This is a genomic window from Dorea sp. AF24-7LB (genome assembly GCF_003478575.1).
Lineage (GTDB): Bacteria > Bacillota > Clostridia > Lachnospirales > Lachnospiraceae > Dorea_D > Dorea_D hominis.
This window is the reverse complement of record NZ_QUFR01000006.1, coordinates 25,944-43,512: the sequence shown is the minus strand read 5'-3', so window position 1 is coordinate 43,512 and position 17,569 is coordinate 25,944. Positions and strand designations below refer to the sequence as shown.

Sequence of the window (17,569 nt, the reverse complement as noted above, 5' to 3'; positions counted from 1 at the left end):
TCATGGCAGACAAAACAATACGTACGATTGGTGTTCTTACCAGTGGTGGAGATGCACCGGGAATGAATGCGGCAATCCGTGCAGTAGTAAGAACAGCATTGGGTAAAGGCCTGAAAGTCAGAGGAATCAGAAAAGGTTATCAGGGTCTTATGAACGAGGAAATTATTGACCTGTCAGCCAGAGACGTATCAGACATTATCGAGCGTGGAGGAACAATTCTCCAGACAGCACGCTGTAAAGAGATGCGTACAGAAGAAGGACAGCAGAAAGCAGCAGCTATCTGCAAAAAATATGGAATTGACGGACTGGTTGTAATCGGTGGAGACGGTTCCTTTGCAGGAGCACAGAAGCTTGCAAACTTAGGAATCAATACGATCGGACTCCCAGGAACAATCGACCTGGATATCGCATGTACCGAGTATACAATCGGATTTGATACAGCAGTTAATACTGCAATGGAAGCAATTGATAAAGTACGTGATACTTCTACTTCCCATGAGAGATGTTCTATTATCGAGGTTATGGGAAGAGATGCCGGATATCTGGCACTCTGGTGCGGTATTGCCAACGGAGCTGAGAAGATCCTGATGCCGGAAGAGCATGACTTTGATGAAGCAGCAATCATCAAAGACATTCAGGAGAGCAGAAAACGTGGCAAGAAGAACTATATCATCATCAATGCAGAAGGTATCGGAGATTCTATCAATATGGCGAAGAGAATCGAAGAAGCAACCGGTATGGAAACAAGAGCAACTGTTCTGGGACACATGCAGCGTGGTGGAAGCCCGACATGTAAAGACAGAGTGTATGCTTCTATTATGGGTTCAAAAGCAGTAGACCTTCTGCTGGAAGGAAAGTCAAACCGTGTCGTTGGTTACAAACATGGTGAGTACATTGATTTCGATATTGATGAAGCACTTGGAATGCATAAGAGTATCCCGCAGTATCAGTATGACATTGCAAAACAGCTTGCGCTGTAAGAGAATGAGATAAGAATGATGACGAAGGATGTATTATTAACAATTTCCGGTCTTCATTATGATGAATTTTCCGGTCGGGAGGATGACAACGAGCCAATCGAAGTCATCACCCCGGCTGCTTATTATCTCAAGAATAATAAGCATTACATTATATATGAAGAAGTTGTGGAAGGTATGCCGGGAAGTATTAAGAACAAGATACGGATATCCGGGGAAGATCAGCTTGAGATATTAAAGAGCGGTCTTTCAGGCACGCATATGGTATTTGAAAAAGACAAGATCCATATGACTCCGTATGAGACGCCGTATGGTGAGCTTCTCCTTGGCATATATACAAAGGATCTGAAAGTAGAAGAATCCGACAACCGGATCAATATCCGGATAAATTATGAGCTGGATATTAATGGCGATAAAGTTGCCGACAGTGAGATTAAGATGTGTGTAAAAGCAAAATAAAAAGGACAGGTCGGTAAAAGCCTGTCCTTTTTATAAAATCATTTTCATTTTACTTGTTTCTCAGTCTTGCGAAGAATCCCTTTTTCTTTTCCGGTGTTTCAAGCGGACCACGAAGTCCTTTGACACCTGTAATGTAAATACCACTGACTGTGGCTTTTACTTCTTTCTTAACAGGGATTGTAGGATAAACCTGAGCATCGCACATCAGAGTCATTACCTTCGGTCCAACCTTTGCTTTAACAACCGGTACTTTGGAACGGCGAAGATACTTCGGCGTGTTCTCCAGTACGATCGGCGGGAAACCTGCATCTTTGAGACGAATACGACCTTTATCAATAACCAGCATGGATACGGTCTGCTTAACAGCATCTAGCTGTTCCTGCTGTTCGGCCTGCTTCTTCTCAGCTTTTTTCCCGAGGAAATATAATGCAATGCATGCAATGATTAAAACGACTAAGATCACTAATAAGACAATCGTTAATTTACTCACAGCGAACCTCCTAAAATCTGTTTTTCACGAAGTACATTGTATCATTCTTTTGACGCAAGTGCAAGAGATTTGAGATTTTAGCAGGGAACTTACACAACAGGGGAGGTGTTTAGAATGTTTATTGCGGCAGGTCATATGATCAGTGAAGCATATTTATGGCTGATGGATCATTTATTTATCATCAATCTCGTATTTTCAATTCTGATTATTTTCTTTCAAAGACGGGATCCGACGACCGTATGGGCATGGCTTCTGCTGCTTTATTTTCTGCCGGGACTTGGATTTATTCTCTACCTTGTATTAGGGCAGAATTTCCATAAAGACCGGATGTTCAAGATGAAAGAAATTGAGGGCGAGATCAAACATGCGGTGCGAAGGCAGGAAGAATCGATCTATCGGCGGAAGTTGAAGCTCCGTGATCCGGAACTGGAGCGTTTTAAGAGTCTGATTCTCTATAATCTGAACGAAGGGGAGGCGGTGCTTACTGATAATAATGATATCCGTGTGTATACAGACGGAAGGGAGAAATTTGATGCACTGTTATCCGAGATGGATCATGCGAGAAATTATATTCATTTGCAGTATTATATCATCAGGAATGATGAACTCTGGCAGGAAATTGAGGAAGTACTTTTAAGAAAAGCCAGACAGGGTGTGGAGATCCGAGTCCTTTTTGACAGTATGGGATGTCGTGGAATGAAGAACAGCGATTGGGATCGCCTGGAAAAAGCCGGCATTCAGGTGGCAGAATTTTTTCCAGCAGTATTAGGAAAACTGCAGCTTCGTGTGAATTACCGAAACCACCGGAAGATTGCAGTGATCGATGGAAGAATCGGCTTTGTCGGCGGATTTAATATTGGAAGAGAGTATCTGGGAAAAGATGAGAAATTCGGATACTGGAGAGATACCCACATTTGTATCGAAGGAGCGGCGGTCACTTCGCTTGCAGTCCGTTTTGCACTGGACTGGAATTATGCAGCGAGAGATAATATTTTTCTGGAGGATCATTTGTTTGAACTGCCGACTTATATCCGGAACGGGCGTGATCCGGTGCAGATCATTTCCAGCGGACCGGACTCGCATAGTCAGGAAATCCGTAACAATTATCTGCGCCTGATCCATATGGCAAGAAAAAATATTTTTATACAGACGCCGTATTTCATACCAGATGATGATATCCGGGACGCGCTTATTATCGCAGCAAAATCCGGAATTGACGTGCGCGTGATGATCCCGTGTAAGCCGGATCACCCATTTGTATACTGGGCGACTTATTCTTACATCGGTGAGATGGTGGAGGCGGGCGTGCGATGTTTTACTTATGACAATGGATTCCTGCACAGCAAATGCCTGTGTATCGACGGCCTTGTCACCTGCATGGGAACTGCCAATATGGATATCCGTAGCTTTGCACTGAATTTTGAAGTAAATGCAGTAATCTATAGTGCAAGGACAACAAAACAGTTGGAAGATGCATTTGAAAATGATATGACAAAAAGCTCTCTTGTGACAAAGAAATCTTACGAGCAGAGAACGCTTTTAATCCGCTTTAAAGAGCAGTTCTGCAGGCTGTTGTCTCCGGTGCTTTAATTCGACAGGATAATGCCTGCCAACATAGCGTGTTCTGTGAAATAAATGTGAAAAGGGTAGGCATAAGGGGGAGAATGTGGTATAACATAATAAGGCTATGGGTTCGCATGTGCGAATGCGTAAATATATTTTCGAGGTGAACTATGAAAAAGAAAGCAGCAGTATTATTAACAGGAATTATGACGGCATCTCTTCTGTTGTCAGGATGTCAGAGCAGTAAAGGAATCGAGAATGACAACTTGAAGATTTCACAATACAAGGGTGTGGAAATTGATGAGGTAGACAAAGCTGACGATGTAACGGATAAGGACGTGACAAGTTTCATTGATTCTGTCCGGGAGTCTAATGCGAAGACAAAGACGATCAAGAATCGTGCAGTTAAGAAAGGTGACACCGTTACAATCGACTTCGTTGGTAAGATGAATGGCAAGAAATTCGACAACGGATCTGCAAATAACCAGAAGTTAAAGATCGGATCTAATACATTTATCGAGGGATTTGAAGACAGTATCATCGGACACAAAGTTGGGGACAAGTTCGTATGGAATGGGAAATTCCCAAAGAACTATTCCGAAGAGCTTGCAGGTAAGAAAGTTAGTTTTACAATTAAGGTAAAAGCAATCACAGAGTCCAAGACACCGGAACTGAACGATGCATTTGTTAAGAAAGTTTCAAGTAAATCCAAGACAGTTGCAGAGTATAAGAAAGAAGTAAAGAAAAAACTGGAGCAGGAAGCACAGGATACATATACAGAATCTGTTGAGAGTGGTGCATGGGAGAAAGTTCTGTCTAATACAAAAGTGAAGAAGTATGACGAGAAAGAACAGAAGAAGATGGAAAACGCATGGATCAGCCAGTACAAACAGTATGCAAAAGCTTACAACATGGATTATAGCAAGTTCCTTGAGCAGCAGATGGGTATGACAGAAGAAGAATTCAACAAACAGGTAAAAGCTGCTGTTAAAGATACGATGAAGCAGAACATGGTAACAGAAGCGATCGCAGACAAAGAGAACATCAAGATGAGCAAGAAAGACTACAATAAAGAGCTGAAAGCAATTGCCAAGAGTTATGGATACAGCTCTAATGTAGATGCGCTCAAGAAAGCATTTGAAGAGCAGGATCTGAAAGATGCGGCACTGAAGAATATGGTAAAAGAATGGCTTGGAAAGAACTGCGTTCAGGTTGCTAAGAAGTCCAGCGATTCAAAGAGCTCCAGTGATTCAAGCAGCTCAAGCAACTAATCGGACAGCTGCATAGAGCAAAATATGAGATTTAATTTCAATAATAAAAACAGCGTCACAGGAATGATTTTTAAATCGTTTCTGTGACGCTGTTTTTATATGATAGAAAATTGCATTTCTTATTATGTAAAACCCTCCGGCGGGATGAGTGATTTACTGATCTCTTAAATACTATAATTTTAACCGGTAAACTTTAACCGGACGCCCCTTAGAAGTAGTTGACCTTGTGTGGGCAATAGTAGCGGCACCGCCATTTTCCAGATTGCGGAGAATGCGGTTTGCATTCCGGACAGTAACGCCCATATGGTCTGCCAGCTCATTTGTTGTAAGTTCGTATGAACCGGTCATTTTGATGATGGAGGTCAGTTTCTGGATCGTTAATGTAGAGAGTTTGCAATTCTCTGCAATTTTAAAGATGTTATCCGGAAGATTTTGCGGAAAACTCGGAAGCTGTGAAGAACCGAGCGGTCCGATGAGCTGATTGGTCTCGTTCATCACAAAACTTCCATCTGTATTCCAGGATTCCCGCAGGGCATTTTCCGCATGCTTTTTCGCATCTGTAATATTTTTTCCGATTCCATAACCAACTGCGGCGGAGATGTCGTAATTTTTTTTCAACATTGCGATAATATATCCAACCTCGAAGTTTTTGGTAATCATGGCAACTACACGGTGAGTGGTATAAATGTAGTAAACGTTGGATTCTTTCTGCAAAATGGCGTCGATCAGAAACTCTTTCTTGATATTCTGAATAGCGTCTTCCAGTATTTGGTCAGTTTTATCAGAAACAGACGGTTCATGCGCAGCAATTGCGATTGCTGCAGGCAGATTCTCGCGGTATTTTTCCAGTCTGATCTGGGACAATAATTCCCTGATCTGGGATTCTAACTGGTCTTTTACAGGATAAAGAAAATAATAAGGAACTCCGTGTTCTTCTAATAAGGGGATTGTACTGCTGTAAGAGCAGAATACCATATCGATTTTATCCTGTTTCCAAAGATCGATAATTTTCAATGCAATATTCATTTCAATCATGGAAAAATCGCCGGTTGTACTTTTATTTGCCCATTGATCCATCGTAAGTGCCAGATTATTTAAATCCAGTTCATGGATGAGATAATCAACAGAAGCATGTTCATAATTGCCCGGTGATTGAATAATCGGAAGCATAAAGTCAAAAATACAGCGCTTTGGATCCAAATCACGTCGTTCAAGAAAAAATTTTACAAGAGCGTGGTAAAAGGAAATCATATCTGCGTGAAAAGATACAACCGGCTTTTTAAATTCTCCTACATGATGTTCGATTGCAGACAGGGCTGTTGTACCACTGACCATAAAACCGTCAGCAATGGTTTCGTATTTTTTATAGATATCTGCGATGTGTTCAAAATTTGTATAATCTGCGATTGTGACATCACATTCTTCTTTGAATTCTTCAAAAGCTTTTTCAACAAAAGGATGAAGATATGTACTCGTTATAATTACAATCTTTGTTTTCATGAAATTCTCCTTTCCTTCGTATATTTTACTGAAAAAATGCACATAATTCAAGGCGAAAAATTGTAAATTATAGCAAAAATCACAAGGAGCTATAGAAAAGTGTTGACTGATATATTGAATACGGCTATGATTATTCCATAAATATTCTATAAGTGTTCTACAAGTATTCCGGAAATATTCTAAATATATTCTACAATTTAAAAATTAGAGTAAAGTACGAAAGAAAGATGCTATTAAGAAGGAGGAGACGATATGAACTATTATGAGAGAGCGAAGGAACTGAGAGAAGAGACCGTTGCTAACCGCCGCTATCTTCATACGAATGCAGAAGTTGGCTTAAATATGCCAAAAGCGCAGGCATTTGTTATGGGAAAATTAAAAGAATATGGCTTAGAGCCAAAAGAATGTGGTCATGGTGTGACGGCAACACTGGGAAAGGGTGGAAAGGTTCTGATGCTTCGGGCAGATATGGATGCACTTCCGATGCCGGAAGAGAGTGGGGAACCGTTTGCATGTCCGTCCGGTCAGGAAGCACATGCGTGCGGACACGATTTCCATGCAGCAATGCTTTTAACAGCGGCAAAGATGCTGAAGGAAAATGAATCTGAATTACAGGGAACAATTAAGTTTATGTTCCAGCCGGCAGAAGAGACTTTTGAAGGAAGCAAAGATATGATTGAGAACGGAATACTAGAGAATCCAAAAGTTGATGCCGCACTTGCCTATCATGTGGCAGCAGGACAGATGCCGGTAGGAATTTTTATGTATAACGATAACGGAACAATGATGTATTCCGTGGATGGATTCAGGATTGATATTAAAGGAAAAGGTTCGCACGGTGCATATCCACAGAATGCCATTGATCCGATCAATATCGGAGTTCACATTTACACAGCTCTGGAAGCAATCATGGCAAGAGAGGTTGATCCGACAAAAGCATGTGTTATGACAGTCGGTAAATTTGAAGGCGGAACAGCTGCAAATATCATCCCGGATACGGCAGTAATTGAAGGAACAATCCGCAGCAATGATAAGCAGGCGAGAGAACTTATGGTACGAAGAATGAAAGAAGCAGCAGTAAAGACAGCAGAAAGTTACGGCGGAACGGCAGAGATTACCATGCTTTCAGAAGTACCACCTCTGATCTGTGATCCGAAATTGACCGATGAGATTGTAGGATATATGAAAGAAATGGATATTCCTGGTTTAACTCCATATCCGGGAATTTCAGCAAGCGCATCGGAAGATTTTGCAACAATTGCGGAGAAGATTCCATCCACATTTATCTATCTGTCAGCAGGATATACAGATGAGAGAGGACAGTATGGTGCACACAATCCGAAAGTGCAGTTCAACGAAGACGTGTGTCCGATCGGTTCAGGATGCCTCGCACATTGTGCAACACAGTGGTTAAAAAATAACAATTAAATATAGAACGACAGCAAAAAAGGAGAAAAGGCCAATGAGCCCTTAATTCCTTTGAAATTATTTAAAAATACTCAGTATACAGTGCTTCTGATTATTGGGTTTATCTGTTATTTTTATCAGACAGCTATGAATGTGTATGCACCGATCGGAGCAATGAAAGTTATGGGTACATCTATCATCATTTACTTTGTAGCATTGACAATTACCGGTATTGCAGAAAGTTACCGATCTGTATCCATTACACCAAGCGCACAGGCAACATTGCAGCCGGAAGATATGGGAGTAGGAAAATCGAATCAGACATACATTAAAAAACCCCTGCATAGATTGTAAAAAACAAACTATGCAGGGGTTTTTATATGAAAGATTACATCGAAGAGCGGGCGGTAGAGATTGCATATTATATCATTGAACATGAAGCAACGGTGCGACAGACAGCAAAACAATTTGTGGTGAGCAAGAGCACGATACATAAAGATGTAACAGACCGTCTCCTGGCGATCAACCCGGCGCTTGCAAAGGAGGCAAGAAAAGTCCTGGACAGAAATAAATCTGAACGGCATATCAGAGGCGGACTGGCTACAAGAGAGAAATATCTGCACCGGCATCTTGAAGAAAAATAATGACTTTTAAATGTCGCGAATCAAATACTATAATAAAGGTCTGAAAATGTGGTAGTAGAGACAGGCGGGAGAATGTGTTCAGGCATTTTCTTCTGCCTGTCTCTGTGATGAAAAAAGATAATAACAGACAAAACAGATTGGCATATATTAAGTCAATAGAAAAATATAAATGACACTTTCAGAGTAAACGGGAATGTGGTACGATAGGTGATGAATTGGAGAAAGTTACAGTAGAATCGAGAGGAAAATATGATTACAAGAAATTTTCGGAGAGAACAGAAGAGAAAGCGCGTAATGGCATATTTTATCAATGCAACGATAGAATTGATGGAAGAGATCGGGATTGAGAATCTGACGATCCGAAAAGTTGCAGAACGTGCCAAATATAACAGCGCAACTTTATACAATTATTTTGACAGCCTGGATGAGCTGGAAATGTTTGCAAGTGTGAAATGTCTGAATGAGTATGTAAAAACATCGCAGATCAAATATTCAGAAGGCAAGAGTATGAGAGAATGGTATCTTGGAGAATGGAGATGTTTTTGCGAGCAGGCATTTCGTCATCCACGCATTTACAATTTCTTATTTTTCAGCCCGCTTGGGGAGACAAATATGACGGAGATATTTCGTCGGTATTATGAAATTTTTTCACAGGAAAAAGTAGAAGAAATAGAAGAATACGAAGAATTTATGGCAAATGGAGATTTTTATAAAAGAAATCAAATGCTTCTGACAAAAGTATTGCAGGAAAAAGAATATAATCTGACAGATAAAGAAATCAGTGAGTTAAATGAGATGAGTATCCTGATTTTCAGAGGAATGCTGGAGACCATGCGCATTGATAAAAACAAACCTACACTTGCGCAGGCTGTTCATCGCACAGTGCAGTATCTGGAGAATACACTGCGGGTATATCATTTGGTATAAAAAGGTTGCAGTTTGTTAAACTTTGTGATAATATACATAAGAATTATTAGAGAGTTATATATAAATGGTTAGAGTTATAAAAATTGGTTAGAAGTTATGAGTAAGATAGATTTTCATTCCCACATTCTGCCGGGAATAGATGATGGAGCCAGGAATTTGGAGACATCGTATAATATGCATCAGATGGCCAGACAACAAGAAGTAGATCTCATGCTGGCGACACCCCATTTTTATGCGTCACAAGACAGAATTGATAACTTTTTAAAGAGGCGTGAAGAAGCTTGGGTTCAGTTCCACGACACTGTCGAAGCGTCGGAAGAGACAGAACCCCGGATTATACTCGGTGCCGAGGTGGCTTTTTTTGACGGAATCAGCCGTGCACGGGATATTGAAAAACTGACCATTCAGGGAACAAATTTAATGTTGCTTGAAATGCCTTTTGAAGTATGGAATAGCCAGCAGATAAAGGAAGTAGAGTATCTGATAAAGGAGCGAAAGTTTCAGATAATAATCGCACATTTAGATCGCTTCCTGTGGATCCCCGGTAATAAAAAGTGGATAAAAGAACTACTGGAACTTCCAGTTTCCATTCAGATCAATGCAGATGCATTTGACAGCTGGATGCACACCAGAAATCTTGTAAAGTTATTTAAAGAAGGAAAAGCACATGTTCTGGGAAGTGATTGCCATGGCGCACATCACAGAGTGCCGAATTTGCAAGATGGTCGTGATATTTTAGAGAAAAAAGCCGGAAAAGAAGTACTGGAACAGATTGACAGACAGGGGGAAAAGCTACTGTCTGCGATTTTGAAATAAAGTCAGTATATTACAGAGAGGAGTATATGTGATATGACAAAGAAGAAAGTGATTGTATGCAGTGTGATATTAGGAGTTATATTAATCGGACTTCTGGCATGTGAAGTCATGTACCCGACAGGCGGGCAGGCAATGATCAAAAATCTGATGGGTTAAGATAAAACGTATAACATTAAATAAGAAGCAAAAGGATAATTACATACAGACATATGAAAGAAGGCTCTTATGAAGAAGCAATACGAAGAACAGGCAGAAAAAAAACGACTGAAAAAGAAAAGTATTATTGCGATTGTGCTTATTATTTTTATGATAGGAGTGATCGCTGGGATTTCCAAAATAGCCGATTCGCGGACGGTGGGTGTACAGAGTACAGATACGGAAAAAGATGAGTCCATTATTTACAAAGGAGAGACGTACGTTCCGAAGAAAAATATTTCTACATATTTGATAGCGGGAATTGATTCTTCAGACAAGATTAAGAAGCTCAAAGAGTATGATGGAACCGGACAATGCGATACACTTGCTTTGGTTGTACAGGATCGGAGTACAGACACTTGTAAGACGTTAACAATTGACCGTAACACGATGACAAATGTAAAAAGCCTGAGTGATAAGGGAGAATATCTCGCTACTACGAAGATTCAACTGTCACTGGCACATGCGATGAGTCTGGATCATAAAAAACGGGCAGAAAATACAGTAGATGCGGTATCAAATCTGTTTGATGGACAGAAGATTGACGGATATGCCATGGTTAATATGGGAGCGATTGTTCCGGTGAATGATATGGTTGGTGGCGTAATTGTGAAAATTACAGACGAATTTCCAGGAAGCAAAACACTTATAAAAGGAAAGACGGTTACTTTAAAAGGAAACGATGCAGAAACATTTGTCCGCGAGCGTAAAGACGTTGGAGACGGACTGAACGACAACCGTATGAAACGGCAGCAGGTATATGAAGTTGCATTTAAACAGGCATTTTATAAGAAATGCAATGAAAATAAAAAGTTTCCACTGGAAGTTTACAATACATTGCAGGATTATATGACGACGAATATTACAGCGCAGCAGTTTTCCAAGCTTGCAGTATTGATGGCGTCTGCCAAAGCTGATACAAAACTGACGGTAAAAGGAAAAGAAGGTTTTGACGATGACGGATGGCAGACATTTACACCAGATAAGGACAGCTTAAAACAGGTTGAACTGGAGCTGTTTTATAAGAAACAAAAATAACGACAGAGTACTGTCGTTGATAAAGGTATGAAAGGTATAATAAGGAGAAGCAACATGAACCAAAAACAATCAAATGATGAATTGGAAATTGATTTGCTGGAAGTGGCAGGGATGCTTTTAGAAAAATGGCATTATTTACTGGTCTGCTTTTTAGCAGGAGCCGTGTTATTTAATGCATTTGCATTTTTCGGCATTAAGCCAACTTATGAATCAACAGCCAAACTTTACATTGTAACAACATCTGAAAACTCCGTGGTGAATTTAAATGATCTGAACCTCGGAACTTCACTGACATCCGACTATGAACAGTTAATGCTCAGCTATCCGGTATTAGATAAGGTAATCAAAAAACTGGATCTGAATACAACATCAGAGAATCTGAAAAAGGCATATACTTTAACTAATCCGGATGATACACGAATCCTGGAGATTAAAGCGACAAGTACAGATCCGGAGAAAGCAAAAGAGTTAGCTGATACGATGGCGGAAGTGGCAATGGATTATCTGCCGGACACAATGAGTGCGATGACACCCAACTTTGCACAGCATGCGAAAGTTGCAGATCATAAGGCGAATCCAAGCTATGGCAAGTATACAATCATGGGTGCATTGTTAGGACTGATAGCCTGTGCAGGTGTACTAATCGCAGGATATCTGATGGATGATACGATCCACTCATCCGAGGATATGGAGAAATATTTTGATCTTGTTCCATTGACTTCTATTCCAGATAGTGATCTGTTTATTGAGAGCGAATCAGATATGAAAAAAACAAGAAAAAGGAGGGGAAGAAGATAATGAAAGAATTAGCAATTAATCTTCCGGAACTTCCATATGCAGTAGAGGAAGCAATGAACCGTCTGCGTATTAATATTAAGTTTTGCGGAAATGATACAAAGAAGATCCTGATGACAAGCTGTCTTCCGAATGAAGGAAAGAGTACAGTAGCAATCTTCTTATGGAAAATGCTTGCAGAAGCCGGATTCCCGACAGCCTTCGTAGATGTAGATCTTCGTAATTCCGTTGTAAGAAAAAGATACGATGTAGATTATAATGAAGAGACAAGTGGTCTGAATCATTATTTGTCTGGAATGGCAGAGTATGAGGATGTAGTATATAAGACAAACATTCCAGATGCATACATGGTACCATGTACACAGCTTTTGGAGAATCCGTCGCCGCTTTTGGAAGATGCACGATTTAAGCAGTTATTAGATAAGCTGGCAGAGGAATATCGTTTCGTAATTATCGATGCACCGCCGCTCGGCAGTGTTGCAGATAGCACATTGATTGCATCTATGTGCGATGGAGCAGTATTGGTTGTCCGTGCAGGAGAAACATCTAAAACATGGATCCGTCAGTCTTTATATGAGATTGAACAGTCCGGTTGTACACTCCTTGGAACAGTACTGAACCGAGTAGATGTAAAAGCAAAAAAATATGGTAAATATGGCAAGTACGGTAAATATGGCTATGGATACGGTTATGGATATGTACAGCAGTCAGAAGATAAATCATCCAAATGATAAGGGGGATAAACAAGTCCACGTGGTTAGGACTGTTTATTATAGAACAATTGAAGTAACAAAGTAAAAAAGGAGTTGAGTCCAATGAAGACATTAAAGAAAACATTGTTTCTCATCTTTACATTGACAATGTTGATGGGAATGACAGCTATGGCTGCTAATTCACCTTCTAAATCAACATTCAAACCAACACTGAAGAAAACATCTACAGTGTACAATGGTAAAACTCAGAAAGCTACTATTGTAGTAAAAGATGGCAAGAAAACATTAAAAGAAGGCGTTGATTACAAAGTATACAATACTTCACACAAAGCTGCCGGAAAACATGTTGTAAAAGTAAAAGGTCTTGGTAAGTATGCTGGACAGACATGGAAAGGTACTTATACAATTAAACAGGCAAAACAGACTGTAAAAGTTTCTAGGAGCTCTTACACAGTAAAAGCTTCTAAAGTTAAAAAAGCAACTCAGTCTACAAGACTGAAAGTAACTAAGAAAGCTGGTAAGACAACCTATAAGAGCAACTATTCTAAGATTAAAGTTAAAAACGGAAAGATCTATGTAAAGAAAGGTGCTAAGAAAGGTACTTACAAGATTACAGTTACTGTAAAAGATACTAACTACAAAACTGTAAAAAAGACAATTAAAGTTAGAGTTAAATAATTTTGTTAGATTAGCGAAAAATTCCCTGACCACGCAGGGAATTTTTTTATTACCTTTCTTATCTCTTGCCAAGGCAACATTTGTAACGTATAATAGAAAATGTCTTTAAATGTATCCTGTGAGGAAAAGAAATATCCTGCAAAGGAGAAAAGAAGATAGAAATGCTATCTAGGAGGAATTCTTGTGAAGAGAGAATTAGTGATTGTAATTGACTTTGGCGGTCAATATAACCAGCTGGTTGCAAGACGTGTCAGAGAATGTAATGTTTACTGCGAGATTTATTCGTACAAGACAGATCTTGAGAAAATCAAAGCAATGAATCCTATGGGAATTATTCTGACTGGTGGACCAAACAGCTGCTATGAAGTCGATTCACCAACATATAAAAAAGAATTATTCGAATTAGGAATCCCGGTTCTTGGACTTTGCTATGGTGCTCAGCTTATGATGCATGTTCTTGGCGGAAAAGTAGAACTTTCCGATGTAAAAGAATATGGAAAGACAGAAGTATTGGTAGATAAGAAAGATTCCAAGATTTTTGAAAATGTATCAGAGAAGACAATCTGCTGGATGAGTCATACAGATTATATTTCAAAACTTGCGCCTGGATTTGAAGTGACAGCGCATACGGCGAATTGTCCGGTGGCAGCAGCAGAAGATGTAGAACATGGTTTATATGCGATTCAGTATCATCCAGAAGTACTTCATTCTGTAGAAGGAACAAAGATGCTATCCAATTTTGTGCTTGGAGTTTGCGGATGTGCAGGTGACTGGAGGATGGATTCATTTGTGGAAGAATCGATCAAACAGATCCGTGAAAAGGTCGGAAACGGCAAAGTGTTATGCGCTTTATCCGGAGGTGTTGATTCTTCAGTAGCAGCTGTATTGCTTTCCAAAGCAGTAGGGGATCAGCTGACATGTGTATTTGTAGATCACGGTCTTTTGAGGAAGAATGAAGGGGATGAAGTTGAAGCTGTATTCGGACCGGAAGGTTCTTATGATCTGAACTTTATTCGTGTGAATGCACAGCAGAGATTTTATAATAAACTTGCCGGAGTAACAGAACCAGAGAAGAAGAGAAAGATCATCGGAGAAGAATTTATCCGTGTATTTGAAGAAGAAGCAAAGAAAATCGGGGCAGTAGATTTCCTTGTGCAGGGAACGATTTATCCGGACGTTGTAGAAAGTGGTCTGGGTGGAGAATCTGCAGTGATTAAGTCTCACCATAATGTTGGTGGACTTCCGGATTATGTAGATTTCAAAGAAATCATCGAGCCACTTCGTGATCTGTTCAAGGATGAAGTACGTAAAGCAGGACTGGAGCTTGGTATTCCGGAGAGATTGGTATTCCGTCAGCCATTCCCGGGACCGGGACTTGGAATCCGTATCATCGGCGAAGTAACGGAAAAGAAAGTTAAGATTGTTCAGGATGCAGATGCTATTTACCGTGAGGAGATGGACAAAGCCGGAATGAACAAGACAGTCGGACAGTATTTTGCAGCACTTACAAATATGCGAAGTGTAGGAGTTATGGGCGATTTTAGAACATATGATTATGCAGTTGCACTCCGTGCGGTTAATACGATCGACTTTATGACAGCAGAAGCAGCCGAAGTTCCTTATGAAGTATTGAATAAGGTAATGAACCGAATTATTAATGAGGTAACAGGTGTCAACAGAGTAATGTATGATCTGACGAGTAAGCCGCCTGGAACGATTGAGTTTGAATAGTTCACGCTGGGCTACAAAGCCCGTAACCACGGGGCTTTGCGGCTTTGGGTGTTTGAAATTGCATTATCATTGCATTTTTATATTTCTTTGTGATACATTGCAGTATGCTGATTACTGGTATAATTAGCAATACTTTGAGAAGCTGACTGGTAGCTGAGAACCCCGGTCAGCTTCTTTGCAATCTCAATATTGGTGTTTGGATACAGATGACCATAAGTTCCTAGTGTCGTCTGTATTTTTTCATGTCCAAGACGCTCTTTAATCAGCAGTGGATTTTCGCCCATGCTGATAAGCAGGGAAGCATGCGAATGTCTCAGGGCATGAATTTTGATTCTGTGAACACCAGCTAAATTTGCCAATTTCTCCAATGCTCTTGGAAGTGTTGTTTTGCTGGTGGGTGTACTGTTATAACTCAGGACGAATCCACAATTTGGTAAAACCTTTGCCTGAACCGCCTTCCATTCTTGTAATTCCTTGATGGTATCAGCATCAATATAAATGGTACGGTTGCTTGCCTGCGTCTTAGGTTCAACGAATTTGTAGTCATTCATTGTTTTATAGTACAGTGTTTTACTAATAATCAGCATACCTGTTTCAAAATCAATATCATCCCACTGTAAGGCGGCAGCCTCTCCAATACGCATTCCAGTCATAAATAAAAGCCAGAACGAGATGAAGAGATAGTGCTCGTAGTAGTCACCTTTGTACAGCAGGGATATTACCTTCTGAAACTCCTCCAAAGTCCAGAAGTCGATCTTTACTTTTTTAGATTTGATATTGCCGATCATGCGGGCAGGATTCTTCTTTGCAAGTCCGAGGATAATCGCCCGGTCAAAAGCTAAACATAACATTCCCTGAACAATGCGTACATAGTTTGGACTGAATTGTTTTGCCAACTTGAGCTGCCAGGTCTGTACATTTATCGCTTCTATTTCGGACACTTTCTTCTTGTAGAAATAGGCAAAGTGTTTTTGAATGGTCGAGTAACGATTCTTGTAGGTACTTTCTTTCACCTGAGTTTTGTACCACGGAAGATAGATTTCTTCAATAAACTTTTTGAAGGTAATGTCTTCCTTCTTATCAGCTAATTCTTCCGTTGATGCAAGAATCAATTTGGAATACTCGGCACGGGCTTCTTTTTTTGTTGAGAATCCGCTGCGGTATTTTTGAATCTGTTTTCCGGTTACAGGATGATATCCGAGATTGGCTCGAAAATAATAAGTGCCGTTTTCTGCTTTTTTAATTGGATCTTTTGCCATGATTTCACTCCTTACTAAAATGCAAAAAGCACGATCATTCTTGCTTATCGGGCAAAGTAATCCCTAATAATTCTTCAACGGCTTCTTTTGGAACCCTGTCTAATTTTCTGGATTGATAATAGGTATGCCCCTTTTCTACCATAAGTTCCTTTGCTTTTTTTATAATATCAGCAGCAAAGGAAGGACCGTAGCCTAATTCAATCAAATCCCTTTTTGTTACAGTTATCATGAATCTCCTTTCCACAGACAGGGAATCAACTTGATACCTGTCTATTATTATATCAAATTTTGAGTAAAAGTTCTCTAATAAAAGCGCTATAAGCTAAAATCCCAAAAGTCTATGTTATTCTTTCAGAAGCCAGTTCCTATGCCCGTTCCGGCCACGTAAAACGGTGTTACTTTGTAACTATTAAGCTGCAGGCGTGCGAAGATGCAAACTATCTGCAGTCACCTATATCAATCTCCCGAAAGATTTCTTTTGTTTTCAAGGTACGGCGAATGGATATATTACCCATTCAATTAAGGAATAGGGGACTTTTCTTTAAGATTGAAAAATTTTGAGAAAAAATGATAAAAATAAAAGCTGCCTTGATTTGGCAGCTACGGAAATCTATTTGCGTTTTAGAGCCAGACGATTCAGCATGGAAATGAGCGCAAGCATATCCTCGTCATCGAGTTGTTTCATCAGATCAGTTGCTTTGTCAATCAGAGGAAGATTGTGCAGCTCTGAATCGAAGAACTGTTGAGGAGTGACTTCCAGATAGTCACAGATATCCAGAAAGCTCTGCATGGTAGGCAGAGAACGTCCGGAAGTGAGGGACTGGATGTAGCTTTTATTTTTGCCAAGATCCAGACTCATCTGATATTCAGATACATTTTTCTTTAAACGCAGTTCGCTGATGCGTTCTCCAATAAAGTTTTTATCCATACATTTACACCTCTCTTCCACATTTTAAACTATTTACTTACAGCAAATTACGGAATAGAATAGAGATATATTTGAAATATAGTGATTATTCCGTAATATAACCGTAATTTACTAAAATGATACAAAAAAGAAATTATGGATGATAGAAAATGGATTTTGGGGTATGATGATAGCAAAG

20 protein-coding genes are annotated in these 17,569 nt (G+C 39.9%); 15 read left to right on the top strand and 5 right to left on the bottom strand.

Going from position 1 to position 17,569, the window contains the following annotated elements:
• Window positions 1–2 precede the first annotated feature (2 nt).
• Window positions 3–980 (top strand): 6-phosphofructokinase, encoded by a 978-nt coding sequence (pfkA, locus tag DWY31_RS07765; protein WP_021859684.1) that lies wholly within the window; start codon window positions 3–5, stop codon window positions 978–980.
• Window positions 981–998: 18 nt separating this feature from the next.
• Entirely contained in the window at window positions 999–1,436 is a 438-nt protein-coding gene (locus DWY31_RS07760; RefSeq protein WP_118520041.1) for a DUF1934 domain-containing protein, read from the top strand.
• Between the two features lie 49 nt (window positions 1,437–1,485).
• On the opposite strand, the gene DWY31_RS07755 is transcribed toward DWY31_RS07760, so the two are convergent.
• Complete coding sequence (locus DWY31_RS07755) at window positions 1,486–1,926, bottom strand: hypothetical protein (protein WP_118519950.1); 441 nt, start codon at window positions 1,924–1,926, stop codon at window positions 1,486–1,488.
• Between the two features lie 162 nt (window positions 1,927–2,088).
• On the opposite strand from DWY31_RS07755, the gene cls reads away from it, so the two are divergent.
• Both cls and tig read left to right on the top strand, forming a co-directional pair.
• Entirely contained in the window at window positions 2,089–3,516 is a 1,428-nt protein-coding gene (cls, locus tag DWY31_RS07750) for a cardiolipin synthase (protein WP_442873164.1), read from the top strand.
• A 143-nt stretch (window positions 3,517–3,659) separates the two neighbouring features.
• On the top strand, window positions 3,660–4,760 hold the full coding sequence (tig, locus tag DWY31_RS07745; protein WP_118519949.1) for a trigger factor: 1,101 nt from the start codon (window positions 3,660–3,662) through the stop codon (window positions 4,758–4,760).
• A 171-nt stretch (window positions 4,761–4,931) separates the two neighbouring features.
• Here tig and DWY31_RS07740 read toward each other — a convergent pair whose 3' ends face one another.
• Window positions 4,932–6,260: a hypothetical protein gene (locus tag DWY31_RS07740; RefSeq protein ID WP_118519948.1), complete on the bottom strand. Its 1,329-nt coding sequence runs from the start codon at window positions 6,258–6,260 to the stop codon at window positions 4,932–4,934.
• A 252-nt stretch (window positions 6,261–6,512) separates the two neighbouring features.
• Here DWY31_RS07740 and DWY31_RS07735 point away from each other — a divergent pair, with 252 nt between their 5' ends.
• The 11 genes from DWY31_RS07735 to guaA all read left to right on the top strand — a co-directional run bounded on the left by DWY31_RS07735 (window position 6,513) and on the right by guaA (window position 15,204).
• The gene (locus DWY31_RS07735; protein ID WP_118519947.1) at window positions 6,513–7,688 is read left to right on the top strand and encodes a M20 family metallopeptidase; all 1,176 of its coding nucleotides are present in this window, start codon (window positions 6,513–6,515) and stop codon (window positions 7,686–7,688) included.
• 51 nt (window positions 7,689–7,739) lie between these two features.
• Complete coding sequence (locus tag DWY31_RS07730; RefSeq protein ID WP_330422626.1) at window positions 7,740–8,021, top strand: hypothetical protein; 282 nt, start codon at window positions 7,740–7,742, stop codon at window positions 8,019–8,021.
• A gap of 26 nt (window positions 8,022–8,047) precedes the next feature.
• Window positions 8,048–8,311, top strand: a complete 264-nt coding sequence (gene spoIIID, locus DWY31_RS07725) for a sporulation transcriptional regulator SpoIIID (RefSeq protein WP_118519946.1) — start codon at window positions 8,048–8,050, stop codon at window positions 8,309–8,311.
• A gap of 249 nt (window positions 8,312–8,560) precedes the next feature.
• Window positions 8,561–9,238, top strand: coding sequence for a TetR/AcrR family transcriptional regulator (locus tag DWY31_RS07720; RefSeq protein WP_243060487.1), 678 nt, complete (start codon window positions 8,561–8,563; stop codon window positions 9,236–9,238).
• Window positions 9,239–9,334: 96 nt separating this feature from the next.
• Window positions 9,335–10,054: a CpsB/CapC family capsule biosynthesis tyrosine phosphatase gene (locus DWY31_RS07715; RefSeq protein ID WP_118519945.1), complete on the top strand. Its 720-nt coding sequence runs from the start codon at window positions 9,335–9,337 to the stop codon at window positions 10,052–10,054.
• Window positions 10,055–10,087: 33 nt separating this feature from the next.
• The gene (locus tag DWY31_RS14275; protein WP_021859694.1) at window positions 10,088–10,210 is read left to right on the top strand and encodes a hypothetical protein; all 123 of its coding nucleotides are present in this window, start codon (window positions 10,088–10,090) and stop codon (window positions 10,208–10,210) included.
• 69 nt (window positions 10,211–10,279) lie between these two features.
• The gene (locus tag DWY31_RS07710) at window positions 10,280–11,287 is read left to right on the top strand and encodes an LCP family protein (RefSeq protein ID WP_118519944.1); all 1,008 of its coding nucleotides are present in this window, start codon (window positions 10,280–10,282) and stop codon (window positions 11,285–11,287) included.
• A gap of 54 nt (window positions 11,288–11,341) precedes the next feature.
• A complete protein-coding gene (locus DWY31_RS07705) occupies window positions 11,342–12,085 on the top strand; it encodes a YveK family protein (RefSeq protein WP_021859696.1) in 744 nt (247 codons plus the stop codon).
• Complete coding sequence (locus tag DWY31_RS07700; protein WP_021859697.1) at window positions 12,085–12,813, top strand: CpsD/CapB family tyrosine-protein kinase; 729 nt, start codon at window positions 12,085–12,087, stop codon at window positions 12,811–12,813. The genes DWY31_RS07705 and DWY31_RS07700 overlap by 1 nt, the downstream gene beginning before the upstream one ends.
• Window positions 12,814–12,897: 84 nt before the next feature.
• Window positions 12,898–13,473 (top strand): hypothetical protein, encoded by a 576-nt coding sequence (locus DWY31_RS07695; RefSeq protein WP_021859698.1) that lies wholly within the window; start codon window positions 12,898–12,900, stop codon window positions 13,471–13,473.
• Window positions 13,474–13,656: 183 nt separating this feature from the next.
• Window positions 13,657–15,204, top strand: coding sequence for a glutamine-hydrolyzing GMP synthase (gene guaA, locus DWY31_RS07690; protein WP_021859699.1), 1,548 nt, complete (start codon window positions 13,657–13,659; stop codon window positions 15,202–15,204).
• A gap of 77 nt (window positions 15,205–15,281) precedes the next feature.
• Here the strand turns inward: guaA and DWY31_RS07685 are convergent, their stop codons facing one another.
• From DWY31_RS07685 to DWY31_RS07675, 3 genes are all read right to left on the bottom strand, one after another.
• Complete coding sequence (locus DWY31_RS07685; protein ID WP_005333347.1) at window positions 15,282–16,463, bottom strand: site-specific integrase; 1,182 nt, start codon at window positions 16,461–16,463, stop codon at window positions 15,282–15,284.
• Window positions 16,464–16,497: 34 nt separating this feature from the next.
• Entirely contained in the window at window positions 16,498–16,692 is a 195-nt protein-coding gene (locus DWY31_RS07680) for a DUF3173 domain-containing protein (RefSeq protein WP_005333349.1), read from the bottom strand.
• A gap of 381 nt (window positions 16,693–17,073) precedes the next feature.
• A complete protein-coding gene (locus tag DWY31_RS07675; protein WP_005333350.1) occupies window positions 17,074–17,391 on the bottom strand; it encodes a helix-turn-helix domain-containing protein in 318 nt (105 codons plus the stop codon).
• Between the last annotated feature and the right edge of the window lie 178 nt (window positions 17,392–17,569).

Coding starts and splice junctions, on each gene's coding strand:
- pfkA (WP_021859684.1), top strand. CDS start 3: ATGGCAGACAAAACAATACGTACGATTGGTGTTCTTACCAGTGGTGGA.
- DWY31_RS07760 (WP_118520041.1), top strand. CDS start 999: ATGACGAAGGATGTATTATTAACAATTTCCGGTCTTCATTATGATGAA.
- cls (WP_442873164.1), top strand. CDS start 2,089: ATGGATCATTTATTTATCATCAATCTCGTATTTTCAATTCTGATTATT.
- tig (WP_118519949.1), top strand. CDS start 3,660: ATGAAAAAGAAAGCAGCAGTATTATTAACAGGAATTATGACGGCATCT.
- DWY31_RS07740 (WP_118519948.1), bottom strand. CDS start 6,260: ATGAAAACAAAGATTGTAATTATAACGAGTACATATCTTCATCCTTTT.
- DWY31_RS07735 (WP_118519947.1), top strand. CDS start 6,513: ATGAACTATTATGAGAGAGCGAAGGAACTGAGAGAAGAGACCGTTGCT.
- spoIIID (WP_118519946.1), top strand. CDS start 8,048: ATGAAAGATTACATCGAAGAGCGGGCGGTAGAGATTGCATATTATATC.
- DWY31_RS07720 (WP_243060487.1), top strand. CDS start 8,561: ATGATTACAAGAAATTTTCGGAGAGAACAGAAGAGAAAGCGCGTAATG.
- DWY31_RS07715 (WP_118519945.1), top strand. CDS start 9,335: ATGAGTAAGATAGATTTTCATTCCCACATTCTGCCGGGAATAGATGAT.
- DWY31_RS14275 (WP_021859694.1), top strand. CDS start 10,088: ATGACAAAGAAGAAAGTGATTGTATGCAGTGTGATATTAGGAGTTATA.
- DWY31_RS07710 (WP_118519944.1), top strand. CDS start 10,280: ATGAAGAAGCAATACGAAGAACAGGCAGAAAAAAAACGACTGAAAAAG.
- DWY31_RS07705 (WP_021859696.1), top strand. CDS start 11,342: ATGAACCAAAAACAATCAAATGATGAATTGGAAATTGATTTGCTGGAA.
- DWY31_RS07700 (WP_021859697.1), top strand. CDS start 12,085: ATGAAAGAATTAGCAATTAATCTTCCGGAACTTCCATATGCAGTAGAG.
- DWY31_RS07695 (WP_021859698.1), top strand. CDS start 12,898: ATGAAGACATTAAAGAAAACATTGTTTCTCATCTTTACATTGACAATG.
- DWY31_RS07685 (WP_005333347.1), bottom strand. CDS start 16,463: ATGGCAAAAGATCCAATTAAAAAAGCAGAAAACGGCACTTATTATTTT.
- DWY31_RS07680 (WP_005333349.1), bottom strand. CDS start 16,692: ATGATAACTGTAACAAAAAGGGATTTGATTGAATTAGGCTACGGTCCT.
- DWY31_RS07675 (WP_005333350.1), bottom strand. CDS start 17,391: ATGGATAAAAACTTTATTGGAGAACGCATCAGCGAACTGCGTTTAAAG.